Origin of the sequence: Paraplanobispora takensis (genome assembly GCF_016863195.1) — a bacterium.
Lineage (GTDB): Bacteria > Actinomycetota > Actinomycetes > Streptosporangiales > Streptosporangiaceae > Planobispora > Planobispora takensis.
Genome location: NZ_BOOK01000037.1, coordinates 1 through 13,526, shown reverse-complemented (window position 1 = coordinate 13,526; position 13,526 = coordinate 1). Strand labels below are relative to the sequence as shown.

Here is a 13,526-nt window from a genome sequence, read left to right as displayed (position 1 = left end):
TCAGCTCCCTTCAGCACCCGGCTGCGCAGCCGGGCCGGTCTCGGGGGCGGCCTGCGAGGTCGCCTCGGTCCTGGGGGCGCGGTCGCCACGGCCACCGCGACGGGGACGGTCGCCACCGGCGCCGCCACCACGGCGGGGACGGTCGGCGCCACGACGCTCGTCACGCTGACGCTGACCGGCGCGGGCGCCGGCGGCGGCCGCCTCGCGCTCGGCGCGGCTGGTCGGAGCCTCACCCTTGTAGATCCACACCTTCACGCCGATGCGGCCGAAGGTGGTGCGGGCCTCGTAGAGGCCGTAGTCGATGTCCGCGCGGAGCGTGTGCAGGGGCACGCGGCCCTCGCGGTAGAACTCCGAGCGGGACATCTCGGCGCCGCCCAGACGACCGGAGCACTGCACCCGGATGCCCTTGGCGCCGCTCTTCATCGCCGACTGCATCGCCTTGCGCATGGCGCGGCGGAACGAGACACGGCTGGACAGCTGCTCGGCCACGCCCTGGGCGACGAGCTGCGCGTCGATCTCAGGGTTCTTGACCTCGAGGATGTTCAGCTGGACCTGCTTCTTGGTCAGCTTCTCGAGGTCACCGCGGATCCGGTCGGCCTCGGCGCCGCGGCGGCCGATGACGATGCCCGGACGGGCGGTGTGGATGTCGACCTGAACCCGGTCGGTGGTCCGCTCGATCTCGACCTTGGAAATACCGGCCCGCTCCATGCCCTTCTTCAGCATGCGGCGGATCGCCACGTCCTCGGCGACGTACGACTTGTAGAGCTTGTCGGCATACCACCGGCTCTTGAAGTCGGTCGTGATGCCGAGGCGGAACCCGTGCGGGTTGACCTTCTGACCCACTAGCGGGTCCTCCCCTTCGGCTCGCGGGACTCCACGATCACGGTGATGTGGCTCGTCCGCTTGTTGATCCGATAGGCACGACCCTGGGCGCGCGGACGGAACCGCTTCAGCGTCGGGCCCTCGTCGACCCACGCACGGCTCACGAAGAGCGTGTCGCGGTCGAGGTTGAAGTTGTGCTCCGCGTTGGCAATGGCGCTGGACAGCACCTTGTACACGGTCTCGCTCGCCGACTGGGGAGCGAACTGCAGCACGGCCTGCGCCTCCGAAGCGGGCAGCCCGCGAATGAGGTCCACCACGCGGCGGGCCTTCATGGGCGTGTGGCGCGCGAATCGCACCTGAGCCCTGGCTTCCATCGCTTACTCCTCTTAACCTTCTGCTTCGCTTAAGGCGCTTACCGCCGGCTGCGGCGGTCTTCCTTGACGTGGCTGCGGAACGTCCGCGTGGGGGCGAACTCGCCGAGCTTGTGACCGATCATCGACTCGGTGACGAACACCGGGACGTGCTTGCGGCCGTCGTGAACGGCGATCGTGTGGCCGAGCATGTCGGGCACGATCATGGAGCGCCGCGACCACGTCTTGATGACGTTCTTGGTGCCCTTCTCGTTCTGGGCGTCCACCTTCTTCTGAAGGTGGTCGTCCACGAAGGGGCCCTTCTTAAGACTACGTGGCATTTCGGCTACTCCTACCGCTTCTTCCGCTTGGTCCGACGACGGATGATCAGGCGGTCGCTGGCCTTGTTCGCCGCACGGGTACGACCCTCGGGCTTGCCCTTGGGGTTGACCGGGTGGCGACCACCGGAGGTCTTACCCTCACCACCACCGTGCGGGTGGTCGACCGGGTTCATCGCGACACCGCGGACGGTGGGGCGCTTGCCCTTCCACCGCATACGGCCGGCCTTACCCCAGTTGATGTTGCCCTGCTCGGCGTTGCCGACCTGGCCGATGGAGGCCCGGCAGCGGACGTCGACCTGGCGCATTTCGCCGGACGGCATACGCAGCGTGGCGTACTGGCCCTCCTTGGCGAGCAGCTGGATCTGCGCGCCGGCGGACCGGCCCAGCTTGGCGCCACCGCCCGGACGGAGCTCCACCGCGTGGATGAAGGTACCGGTCGGGATGTTGCGCAGCGGGAGGCAGTTACCCGGCTTGATGTCGGCCGTGGGGCCGTTCTCGATCGTGTCGCCCTGCTTGAGGCCGGTCGGGCAGAGGATGTAGCGCTTCTCCCCGTCGGCGTAGTGCAGCAGCGCGATGCGGGAGGTGCGGTTGGGGTCGTACTCGATGTGAGCGACCTTGGCCGGGATCCCGTCCTTGTCGTGGCGCCGGAAGTCGATGATCCGGTAGGCGCGCTTGTGACCGCCGCCCTGGTGCCGGGTGGTGACCCGGCCGTGGACGTTGCGGCCGCCCTTGCTGTGCAGGGGAGCAAGCAGCGACTTCTCGGGCGTGCTGCGGGTGATCTCGGAGAAGTCCGAGACACTCGAGCCGCGGCGACCCGGGGTCGTCGGCTTGTACTTACGGATGCCCATCTTTTTCGTTCATCCTTCGTCGGTTATTCCGGCCGAATGCCCCTCGCCTCCCGGCGAGGGGCTTCGACGCGTCACTTACTGGCGAGCGGGGTTCAGCCCTGACCGAAGATGTCGATCCGGTCGCCCTCGGCCAGGCTCACGATCGCGCGCTTGGTGCTGGGGCGCTGGCCGTAGCCGAACCGGGTCCGCTTGCGCTTGCCCTGGCGGTTGATGGTGTTGACGCTGGCCACCTTGACGCCGAAGATCTGCTCGATGGCGATCTTGACCTGCGTCTTGTTGGCCGTCTTCCGCACCAGGAACGTGTACTTGTTGTGCTCGTCGATCAGGCCGTAGCTCTTCTCGGAGACAACCGGCTTGATGATGATGTCGCGCGGGTCGGCGATCTTCTGCATCAGGCGTCTTCCTTCCCGCTCTTGCTCAGACGCGTGACGACCTGGTCGTACGCCTCCTGCGTGAAGACGACATCGTCGTAGCAGAGCACGTCATAGGTGTTCAGCTGACCGGCGTCCAGCAGGTGGACCTCCGGAGCGTTGCGCAGGCTCAGCCAGGTGACCTCGTCGCCCTCGTCGACGACGACCAGGACGCTGCGAGCCTGCGTGACCTTGCGCAGCGCCTCGAGGGCCGCCTTGGTCTTGGGGGTGTCACCGGTGACCAGGGAGCTGATCACGTGGACACGGCCGCCGTTCGCCCGGTCGGACAGGGCGCCGCGCAGCGCGGCGGCCTTCATCTTCTTGGGCGTCCGCTGCGAGTAGTCACGCGGGAGCGGGCCGTGGACGGTGCCACCGCCGGTGAACTGCGGGGCGCGGGTCGAACCCTGACGGGCGCGGCCGGTGCCCTTCTGGCGGTACGGCTTCTTGCCGCCACCGCTGACCTCGCCACGGGTCTTGGCCTTGTGGGTGCCCTGCCGGCGAGCGGCGAGCTGGGCCACGACCACCTGGTGGATCAGCGGGATGTTGACCTTCGCGCCGAAGACGTCTTCGGGCAGGTCGACCGAGCCGGCCTTGGCGCCGCTGGCGTCGAGGACGTCAATGGTGCTCACTTGGCAGCCCCCTTCTTGGCAGCGGTGCGGATGAGGACCAGGCTGCCGTTGGCGCCGGGAACCGCACCCTTGATGAGGATGAGGTTCTTCTCGACGTCCACGGCGTGGACCTTCAGGCTCTGGACGGTGGTGCGGACGTTGCCCATCCGACCGGCCATGCGCAGGCCCTTGAAGACGCGACCGGGAGTGGCGCAGCCGCCGATGGAACCCGGCGAGCGGTGCTTGCGCTGGGTACCGTGCGAGGCGCCCAGACCGCCGAAGCCATGACGCTTCATGACACCGGCGAAGCCCTTGCCCTTGCTCTTGCCCGTCACGTCGACGAACTGACCGGCCTCGAAGGTGTCGACCAGGATCTCCTGGCCGAGGGTGTACTCGCTCGCGTCGTCGGTGCGGATCTCCGTGAAGTAACGGCGCGGGGTGATCTCGTGCTTGCGCAGGTAGTCACCGAGCGGCTTGTTGACCTTACGGGGGTCGATCTGCCCGAAGCCGAGCTGCACGGCGGAGTAGCCGTCCTTTTCGGGGGTGCGGACGCGGGTCACGACGCACGGACCAGCCTCGACGACGGTCACCGGGACCATCCGGTTGTCCGCGTCGAAGACCTGGGTCATGCCGAGCTTCTTGCCCAGGACGCCCTTGATCTGCTTAGCCATGTCTGTGCGTTCCCTCAGAGCTTGATCGAGATGTCGACGCCGGCGGGGAGGTCGAGTCGCATGAGCGAGTCGACCGTCTTCGGCGTCGGGTCGATGATGTCAATCAGCCGCTTGTGCGTGCGCATCTCGAAGTGCTCGCGGCTGTCCTTGTACTTGTGCGGCGAGCGGATGACGCAGTACACGTTCTTCTCGGTCGGCAGCGGAACCGGGCCCGCGACCTTAGCGCCAGTCCGCGTCACCGTCTCGACGATCTTCTTGGCCGAGCTGTCGATGACCTCGTGGTCATAGGCCTTGAGCCGGATGCGGATCTTCTGTCCCGCCATAATGGCCTCGGTGTCCTTCGCTGTCGTCTGAAAAAGTTACGTGCGGCCTGTGGCCGCTGTATGTGGTCGGGTCCGCCTGCCGGGCCGCCGTACGGCCGGCCGGGCCTCCCCGACCTGTCATCCGGTCGGGGTCCGCCGGGGCGTCTCCCTTCCGGTCCCACGTAGCAGACGCTTACGGCCTGCGCTTTCTTCCGTGATCCGGCAGTTACTTCGGTCACTTCCGCGGCCGAACCAACTGCGGGATCCCGGTTCGTGGGTTGTGCGCGGGACCCGAACGGGCCCCCTCGTGGTGCGGCGGCCGGCCCTTCGATGAGGGCCGACCGCCACTCCGCGATCGAACTACTTGAGAATCTTGGTGACGTTACCGGCGCCGACGGTCCGGCCACCCTCACGGATCGCGAACTTGAGGCCTTCCTCCATCGCGATCGGCTGGATGAGCTGGACGACCATCTCGGTGTTGTCACCGGGCATGACCATCTCGGTGCCCTCGGGCAGGTTCACGACACCGGTCACGTCAGTCGTACGGAAGTAGAACTGCGGACGGTAGTTGTTGAAGAACGGCGTGTGGCGGCCGCCCTCGTCCTTGGCCAGGATGTAGACCTGGGCCTCGAACTCGGTGTGCGGGGTGGTCGTGCCCGGCTTGATGATGCACTGGCCGCGCTCGACGTCCTCACGCTTGATGCCGCGCAGGAGCAGACCGACGTTGTCGCCGGCCTGGCCCTCGTCGAGCAGCTTGCGGAACATCTCGACGCCGGTGACCGTGGTGGTGGTCTTCTCCTGCTTGATGCCGATGATGTCGACGGTCTCGTTGACCTTGACGATGCCGCGCTCGATACGGCCGGTGACGACGGTGCCGCGACCGGTGATCGAGAAGACGTCCTCGATCGGCATCAGGAACGGCTTGTCGACGTCACGGGTCGGCTCGGGCACGTTCTCGTCGACGGCGTTCATCAGCTCGATGATGCTGTCGCCCCACTTCTGGTCGCCCTCGAGGGCCTTCAGAGCGGAGACGCGCACGACCGGCAGGTCGTCGCCGGGGAACTCCTGAGCCGAGAGCAGCTCGCGGACCTCGAGCTCGACGAGCTCCAGGATCTCCTCGTCGTCCACCATGTCGGCCTTGTTGAGGGCCACGACGATGTAGGGGACGCCGACCTGGCGGGCCAGGAGGACGTGCTCCTTCGTCTGCGGCATCGGGCCGTCGGTGGCGGCGACCACGAGGATCGCGCCGTCCATCTGAGCCGCACCGGTGATCATGTTCTTCACGTAGTCGGCGTGACCGGGGCAGTCCACGTGGGCGTAGTGGCGCTTCTCGGTCTGGTACTCGACGTGCGCGATGGAGATCGTGATACCACGAGCCTTCTCCTCGGGCGCCTTGTCGATCTTGTCGAACGGGGTCGCCTCGTTGAGCTCAGGGAAACGCTCGTGGAGCACCTTGGTGATCGCCGCGGTCAGAGTGGTCTTGCCGTGGTCGATGTGCCCAATGGTGCCGATGTTTACGTGCGGCTTGGTCCGCTCGAACTTGGCCTTGGCCACTGGTCTGTCTCCTTAGAGATTCTGACTTGACTTGCGTCGTTATCACTCGGGTCCGGGAAGCCGGCCCCCCGCGGGGGCCGGCGGGTGACGAACTTACTCGCCCCGGACCTTCGCGACGATCTCCTTGGCGATGTGCTGGGGCACTTCCGCGTAGGAGTCGAACTGCATGCTGAAGCTCGCGCGTCCCTGCGTCTTGCTACGCAGGTCACCCACGTAACCGAACATCTCAGAGAGCGGCACGAGCGCCTGGATGACACGGGCGCCGGCGCGCTCGTCCATCGCCCGGATCTGTCCGCGGCGACCGTTGAGGTCACCGATGACGTCACCCATGTAGTCCTCGGGGGTGGTGACCTCGACGGCCATCACCGGCTCAAGGATGACGGCGTCCGCCTTGCGCGCGGCCTCCTTGAAGGCCATCGAGCCGGCGATCTTGAAGGCCATTTCGGACGAGTCCACCTCGTGGTAGGCGCCGTCCTGCAGGGTGACCTTCACCCCGACCATGGGGTACCCGGCGAGAACACCGAACTCGGCGGCCTCCTGGGCGCCCGCGTCGACCGACGGGATGTACTCCCGCGGGATGCGGCCACCGGAGACCTTGTTCTCGAACTCGTACCCGTCGTTGCCCTCGCCCAGCGGCTCAATGTCGATGATGACCTTGGCGAACTGGCCGGAACCACCGGTCTGCTTCTTGTGGACGTAGTCCACCTTCTCCACCTTGCGGCGGATGGTCTCGCGGTAGGCCACCTGCGGCCGGCCGACGTTGGCCTCGACCTTGAACTCGCGGCGCATCCGGTCGACCAGGATCTCCAGGTGGAGCTCGCCCATGCCCCAGATGACCGTCTGACCGGTCTCCTCGTCGCGGCGGACCTGGAAGGACGGGTCCTCCTCGGCCAGACGCTGGATGGCGGTGCTGAGCTTCTCCTGGTCACCCTTGGTCTTGGGCTCGATCGCGACGTTGATGACCGGAGCCGGGAACGTCATCGACTCCAGCACGACCGGGTGGGTCGGGTCGCACAGGGTGTCACCGGTGGTGGTGTCCTTCAGGCCCATCACGGCGACGATCTGACCGGCGTGCGCGGTGGGGCGCTCTTCGCGCTTGTTCGCGTGCATCTGGTAGATCTTGCCGATCCGCTCCTTCTTGCCCTTCACCGAGTTGACCACGCCGGTGCCGGTCTCGAGCGTGCCCGAGTAGATGCGGATGTAGGTGAGACGGCCCAGGTGCGGGTCGCTCATGATCTTGAAGGCCAGCGCGGAGAAGGGCTCCTTCACGTCCGCGTGACGCTCGATGACCTCCTCCTCGTTGTTGACCGCGTGGCCCTTGAAGGCCGGGATGTCGGTCGGCGCGGGGAGGTAGGCGACGATCGCGTCGAGAAGGGGCTGCACGCCCTTGTTCTTGAAGGCGGTGCCGGTCAGGACCGGGTTGATGGCGCTGGACAGCGTCGCGCGGCGGATGGCCGCGACCAGCTGCTCCTCGGTGGGCTCGACGCCCTCGAGGAAGAGCTCCATCAGCTCGTCGTCGTTCTCGGCGACGGTCTCGACGAGCTTGTCACGCCACTCGCGGGCAGCCTCGGCGTGGTCCGCCGGGATGTCCACGGTCTCGTACATCTCGCCCTTGGCCGCCTCGGCGCTCCAGAGCAGGCCCTTCATCTTGACCAGGTCGATGACGCCCTTGAAGCCGGCCTCGACGCCCCAGGGAAGCTGGATGACGGCGGGGGTGGCGTTCAGACGGCTGACCATCATGTCGACGCAGCGGTGGAACTCCGCGCCGACCCGGTCCATCTTGTTGACGAAGCAGATGCGGGGCACGCCGTAACGGTCGGCCTGACGCCAGACCGTCTCGGACTGCGGCTCGACACCCGCCACGCCGTCGAACACGGCGACGGCACCGTCGAGGACGCGCAGCGAGCGCTCCACCTCGATGGTGAAGTCCACGTGACCCGGCGTGTCGATGATGTTGATCGTGTGGCCGAGCCACTCGCAGGTGGTAGCGGCGGAGGTGATGGTGATACCACGCTCCTGCTCCTGCTCCATCCAGTCCATCGTGGCTGCGCCCTCGTGGACCTCACCGATCTTGTAGGTGATGCCGGTGTAGAACAGGATGCGCTCGGTCGTCGTGGTCTTGCCCGCGTCGATGTGGGCCATGATCCCGATGTTTCGGACCTTGGCCAGGTCAAGAGCGGTCGTGGTGGCCACTTCTCTCGCGTCCTCGTCGTCTCGTCGAACCCGCTGTTACCAGCGGTAGTGGGCGAAGGCCTTGTTGGACTCGGCCATCTTGTGGGTGTCCTCGCGCTTCTTGACCGAGGCGCCGAGGCCATTGCTGGCGTCGAGCAGCTCGTTCATCAGGCGCTCGGTCATGGTCTTCTCGCGACGGGCGCGGGAGTACTGCACCAGCCAGCGCAGGGCCAGGGTGGTGCTGCGCGCGGCGCGCACCTCGACCGGGACCTGGTAGGTCGCGCCACCGACGCGGCGGCTGCGGACCTCAAGGGTGGGCTTGACGTTGTCCAGCGCGCGCTTCAGGGTGACGACCGGGTCGTTGCCGGTCTTGTCACGGCAGCCCTCCAGGGCGCCGTAGACGATCGACTGCGCGATGGAGCGCTTGCCGTCCAGGAGCACCTTGTTGATGAGCGCGGTGACCAGCGGCGAGTTGTGGACCGGGTCGGCCATGAGCTGGCGACGGCCAGGAGAACCCTTGCGAGGCATGTCTTACTTCTCCTTCTTCGCGCCGTAACGGCTACGGGCCTGCTTGCGGTTGCGGACACCCTGGGTGTCGAGCGAGCCACGGATGATCTTGTAGCGAACACCCGGCAGGTCCTTCACACGACCACCGCGGACGAGCACGATGCTGTGCTCCTGGAGGTTGTGGCCGACACCCGGGATGTAGGCCGTGACCTCGATGCCGTTGGTGAGCCGGACACGCGCGACCTTGCGGAGGGCGGAGTTCGGCTTCTTGGGGGTCGTGGTGTAAACGCGCATGCAGGTGCCGCGTCGCTGGGGGCTGGCCTTGAGCGCCGGGGTCTTGGTCTTTGTGACCTTGTCCTGGCGGCCCTTGCGGACCAGCTGCTGAATCGTAGGCACCGCGTCTCCGTTCGTGCTTGCCGGTACTTCGAGAGGTTGTGCTTTTCGCAGGTACTGCCGGTGTCATGACCTGCTGATTTTCCGTCCACTCCGACCCACGCGGTCGGGCGTGTCGCGCTCATGATGCGCCACTTCCCGAGCCAGGCCGTTCCAGTGGTGGAGGCCACGCGGCGTCTTCGTCGACTCCCCGGTGGGAAACCTGCCGACACGCACGCATGAGAGCCCATGAAGCCATGGGCACGAAGGAAGAGACTACGCCAGCTGACGCAACACGTCAAAACGACTGCGTCGCCGGGCGTCGTTGGACGTCCGCATCGTGTCACGGCTCCCGCGGACGGTCTGGCGACCGGCCGCCGTGGGCCCTTGCCAAGCTTACCCGCTCCGGCAGAGCCCTCTGGCCATTCCTCCATAACGTCATAACGTACGGCCCGCGCCGCAAAGACCCGGTCAAGCCCCGCAACGGAAACGGCGCCCGGATCCCCAGGGATCCGAGCGCCGTACAGATCAGACCGAAAGGGGACGGAGTGTCCTCGCCGTGGCGCGGACCCGCCGTTCCCTCAAGGACGCCGGCTAGCGGTTGTACTGACCGAAGTCGTACTCCTCCAGCGGCACGGCCTCACCGGAGCCCGAGCCGAAGGTGTAGTCGGCCGCGGAGCCGTCGTAGCCGCCGACGGTGTACATCGCCGCCTTGGCCTCCTCGGTGGGCTCGACCCGGATGTTGCGGTACTGCGGCATGCCGGTACCGGCCGGGATCAGCTTTCCGATGATGACGTTCTCCTTGAGACCGAGCAGCGAGTCCGACTTGGCGTGGATCGCCGCGTCGGTGAGCACCCGGGTCGTCTCCTGGAAGGACGCCGCCGACAGCCAGGACTCGGTCGCCAGCGAGGCCTTGGTGATGCCCATGAGCACCGGGCGGCCGGAGGCCGGCGTGCCCTGCTCGGCCACGCACTCGCGGTTCATCCGCTCGAAGCGCGGCCGCTCGACCAGCTCACCGGGCAGCATGTCGGTGTCACCGGACTCCAGCACGTTCACGCGCTTGAGCATCTGGCGCACGATGATCTCGATGTGCTTGTCGTGGATCGACACACCCTGCGAGCGGTAGACCTGCTGGACCTCCGCCACCAGGTGCAGCTGCACGGCCCGGGGGCCGAGGATGCGCAGCACCTCGTTGGGGTTGACCGCACCGGCGATCAGCTGCTGGCCGACCTTCACGTGCTGACCCTCGGAGACCAGCAGGCGCGAGCGCATCGACACCGGGTAGGCGATCTCGTCGGAGCCGTCGTCCGGAACGATGACGATCTTGCGGGTCTTGTCGGTCTCGTCGATGCGGACCCGGCCCTCGGCCTCGCTGATCGGGGCGACGCCCTTGGGGATGCGCGCCTCGAACAGCTCCTGGACACGGGGCAGACCGTGGGTGATGTCCGCACCCGCCACACCACCGGTGTGGAAGGTCCGCATGGTCAGCTGGGTGCCCGGCTCACCGATCGACTGGGCGGCGATGATGCCGACGGCCTCACCGACGTCCACCAGCTTGCCGGTCGCCAGGGAGCGGCCGTAGCAGGTCGCGCAGACACCGATCTTGGCCTCGCAGACCAGGGCGCTGCGGGTCCTGACGGTCTCCACGCCGACCTCGACCAGCGCGGTCACGTGGATGTCGTTGATGTCGACGCCCGCGCTCGCGATGACCTTGCCGTCGACCACGACGTCCTCGGCCAGGATGCGGCCGTGCACGTTGCTCTCGGCGTTCTCGGCCTTGACGAGGTTGCCCGCCGAGTCGCGCTCGCCGACGTGCAGCGGGACCGCGCGGTCGGTGCCGCAGTCGATCTCGCGCACGATGACGTCCTGCGCGACGTCCACCAGACGACGGGTCAGGTAACCCGAGTCGGCGGTCCGCAGCGCGGTGTCGGCCAGACCCTTCCGCTGTCCGTGGGTGGAGATGAAGTACTCCAGCACCGACAGGCCCTCGCGGAACGAGGCCTTGATCGGGCGCGGGATCGTCTCACCCTTGGTGTTGGACACCAGACCGCGGATGCCGGAGATCTGACGGACCTGCATCAGGTTTCCTCGGGCGCCAGACTGGACCATCATCCAGACCGGGTTGGTCTTCGGGAACGCCTTCTGCATGTCCTCGGTCACGTCACTGGTCGCGTGCGTCCAGATCTCGATGAGCTCCTGACGGCGCTCCTCGTCCGTGATGAGACCGCGCTCGTACTCACGCTGGACCTTGTCGGCCCGGCGCTCGTACGACTCCATGATCTCGGCCTTGTTCGGCGGCGCGACGACGTCCTCGATCGAGATCGTGACACCGGCGCGGGTGGCCCAGTAGAAGCCGGCGTCCTTGAGCGCGTCCAGCGCGGTCGCGACCTCGACCTTGGGGTACTTCTCCGCCAGCTCGTTCACGATGACCGAGAGCTGCTTCTTGCCGACCTGCGAGTTCACGTAGGGGTAGTTCGCTGGCAGCGTCTGGTTGAACAGGCACCGGCCCAGCGTGGTCTCCAGGCGGTAGGAGTCGCCCGACTCCCAGCCCTCGGGCGCCACCCAGTCGCGCGGCGGCGGGACGTCGCCCTTCATCCTGATCTGGATCTTGGCCTGGATGTCCAGCTCGCGCCGGTCGAAGGCCATGAGCGCCTCGGACACCGAGCCGAAGACCCGGCCCGCGCCGGCGCCCTCGCCGTCGTCCTTGATCGTGGTCAGGGAGTACAGACCGATGATCATGTCCTGGGTGGGCATGGTCACCGGCTTGCCGTCGGCCGGCTTCAGGATGTTGTTGGTGGACAGCATCAGGATGCGGGCCTCGGCCTGCGCCTCGGCCGACAGCGGCAGGTGCACGGCCATCTGGTCGCCGTCGAAGTCCGCGTTGAACGCGGTGCAGACGAGCGGGTGGATCTGGATGGCCTTGCCCTCGACCAGCTGCGGCTCGAAGGCCTGGATGCCCAGGCGGTGCAGGGTGGGCGCGCGGTTGAGCAGCACCGGGTGCTCGGTGATGACCTCTTCGAGGACGTCCCACACCACCGGGCGGGCACGCTCCACCATGCGCTTGGCCGACTTGATGTTCTGCGCGTGGTTCAGGTCGACCAGGCGCTTCATCACGAACGGCTTGAACAGCTCCAGCGCCATCTGCTTGGGCAGGCCGCACTGGTGCAGCTTCAGCTGCGGGCCGACGACGATGACCGAACGGCCGGAGTAGTCGACTCGCTTGCCCAGCAGGTTCTGACGGAAGCGACCCTGCTTACCCTTCAGCATGTCGCTGAGGGACTTCAGCGGGCGGTTGCCGGGGCCGGTGACCGGGCGGCCGCGACGGCCGTTGTCGAACAGCGCGTCGACGGCCTCCTGGAGCATCCGCTTCTCGTTGTTCACGATGATCTCGGGGGCGCCGAGGTCGAGCAGACGCTTGAGGCGGTTGTTGCGGTTGATGACCCGGCGGTACAGGTCGTTCAGGTCCGAGGTCGCGAACCGGCCACCGTCGAGCTGCACCATCGGGCGCAGGTCCGGCGGGATGACCGGGATGCAGTCCAGGACCATGCCGTTGGGCGAGTTGCGGGTGTTCAGGAACGCGGAGACGACCTTGAGACGCTTGAGGGCGCGGGCCTTCTTCTGGCCCTTGCCGCTGCGGATCGTCTCGCGGAGGTTCTCGGCCTCGGCGTCGAGGTCGAAGCTGGACAGGCGCTCCTGGATGGCCTGGGCACCCATGCCGCCGCGGAAGTAGCGGCCGAAGCGGTCGCGCATCTCGCGGTAGAGCAGCTCGTCGCCCTCGAGGTCCTGGACCTTGAGGTTCTTGAAGCGGCTCCAGACCTCCTCCAGCCGGTCCAGCTCGCGCTGGGCCCGGTCGCGGAGCTGGCGCATCTCGCGCTCGGCGCCCTCGCGGACCTTGCGGCGCTGGTCGCCCTTGGCGCCGGCGGCCTCCAGCTCCGCCAGGTCGGCCTCCAGCTTCTTCTGGCGGGCCTCGACGTCGGCGTCACGGCGCTGCTCGACGTGCTGCCGCTCGACGGAGATCTTCGCCTCCAGCGACGGCAGGTCGCGCTCACGCAGGTCCTTGTCGACGTGCGTGATCATGTAGGCCGCGAAGTAGATGACCTTCTCCAGGTCCTTCGGGGCCAGGTCGAGCAGGTAGCCCAGACGCGACGGGACACCCTTGAAGTACCAGATGTGCGTGACCGGCGCGGCCAGCTCGATGTGGCCCATCCGCTCACGACGCACCTTGGCGCGGGTCACCTCGACGCCGCAGCGCTCACAGATGATGCCCTTGAAGCGCACGCGCTTGTACTTGCCGCAGTAGCACTCCCAGTCCCGGGTCGGGCCGAAGATCTTCTCGCAGAAGAGTCCGTCCTTCTCGGGCTTGAGGGTCCGGTAGTTGATGGTCTCGGGCTTCTTGACCTCACCGTGCGACCACTGGCGGATGTCGTCAGCCGTCGCCAGGCCGATCCGAAGCTCGTCGAAGAAGTTGACGTCCAACATGTGTTTTCCCCTCCTCAGCTTCTGGATCAGACCTCTTCGACGCTGCTCGGCTCGCGCCGGGACAGGTCGATGCCGAGCTCTTCGGCGGCA

Annotated in this window: 13 protein-coding genes; all 13 read right to left on the bottom strand. The window is 67.0% G+C overall.

Annotation, left to right across the window (positions count from 1 at the left end; translation table 11 throughout):
* Positions 1–843 (bottom strand): 30S ribosomal protein S3, encoded by an 843-nt coding sequence (gene rpsC, locus Pta02_RS25340; protein WP_203877431.1) that lies wholly within the window; start codon positions 841–843, stop codon positions 1–3.
* The gene (gene rplV, locus Pta02_RS25335; protein WP_184942285.1) at positions 843–1,196 is read right to left on the bottom strand and encodes a 50S ribosomal protein L22; all 354 of its coding nucleotides are present in this window, start codon (positions 1,194–1,196) and stop codon (positions 843–845) included. Before rplV ends, rpsC begins: the two co-directional genes overlap by 1 nt.
* 38 nt (positions 1,197–1,234) lie before the next feature.
* Complete coding sequence (gene rpsS / locus Pta02_RS25330) at positions 1,235–1,513, bottom strand: 30S ribosomal protein S19 (protein WP_030451498.1); 279 nt, start codon at positions 1,511–1,513, stop codon at positions 1,235–1,237.
* An 11-nt stretch (positions 1,514–1,524) separates the two neighbouring features.
* Entirely contained in the window at positions 1,525–2,361 is an 837-nt protein-coding gene (gene rplB, locus Pta02_RS25325) for a 50S ribosomal protein L2 (RefSeq protein ID WP_203877430.1), read from the bottom strand.
* A gap of 92 nt (positions 2,362–2,453) precedes the next feature.
* Positions 2,454–2,753, bottom strand: a complete 300-nt coding sequence (gene rplW / locus Pta02_RS25320) for a 50S ribosomal protein L23 (protein ID WP_203877429.1) — start codon at positions 2,751–2,753, stop codon at positions 2,454–2,456.
* The gene (gene rplD, locus Pta02_RS25315; RefSeq protein WP_203877428.1) at positions 2,753–3,400 is read right to left on the bottom strand and encodes a 50S ribosomal protein L4; all 648 of its coding nucleotides are present in this window, start codon (positions 3,398–3,400) and stop codon (positions 2,753–2,755) included. The genes rplW and rplD overlap by 1 nt, the downstream gene beginning before the upstream one ends.
* Complete coding sequence (gene rplC, locus Pta02_RS25310) at positions 3,397–4,050, bottom strand: 50S ribosomal protein L3 (RefSeq protein WP_203877427.1); 654 nt, start codon at positions 4,048–4,050, stop codon at positions 3,397–3,399. The genes rplD and rplC overlap by 4 nt, the downstream gene beginning before the upstream one ends.
* A 14-nt stretch (positions 4,051–4,064) precedes the next feature.
* Positions 4,065–4,373 carry a 30S ribosomal protein S10 gene (gene rpsJ / locus Pta02_RS25305; RefSeq protein WP_012887830.1) on the bottom strand — a complete coding sequence of 103 codons (309 nt, stop codon included), beginning with the start codon at positions 4,371–4,373 and terminating at the stop codon, positions 4,065–4,067.
* A gap of 339 nt (positions 4,374–4,712) precedes the next feature.
* A complete protein-coding gene (gene tuf / locus Pta02_RS25300; protein WP_203877426.1) occupies positions 4,713–5,906 on the bottom strand; it encodes an elongation factor Tu in 1,194 nt (397 codons plus the stop codon).
* A 93-nt stretch (positions 5,907–5,999) separates the two neighbouring features.
* Positions 6,000–8,048 carry an elongation factor G gene (gene fusA / locus Pta02_RS25295; protein ID WP_239131230.1) on the bottom strand — a complete coding sequence of 683 codons (2,049 nt, stop codon included), beginning with the start codon at positions 8,046–8,048 and terminating at the stop codon, positions 6,000–6,002.
* Between the two features lie 87 nt (positions 8,049–8,135).
* A complete protein-coding gene (gene rpsG, locus Pta02_RS25290) occupies positions 8,136–8,606 on the bottom strand; it encodes a 30S ribosomal protein S7 (protein ID WP_203877424.1) in 471 nt (156 codons plus the stop codon).
* Between the two features lie 3 nt (positions 8,607–8,609).
* Positions 8,610–8,981: a 30S ribosomal protein S12 gene (gene rpsL / locus Pta02_RS25285; protein ID WP_012887826.1), complete on the bottom strand. Its 372-nt coding sequence runs from the start codon at positions 8,979–8,981 to the stop codon at positions 8,610–8,612.
* 570 nt (positions 8,982–9,551) lie between these two features.
* Positions 9,552–13,436 carry a DNA-directed RNA polymerase subunit beta' gene (locus Pta02_RS25280; RefSeq protein WP_203877423.1) on the bottom strand — a complete coding sequence of 1,295 codons (3,885 nt, stop codon included), beginning with the start codon at positions 13,434–13,436 and terminating at the stop codon, positions 9,552–9,554.
* Between the last annotated feature and the right edge of the window lie 90 nt (positions 13,437–13,526).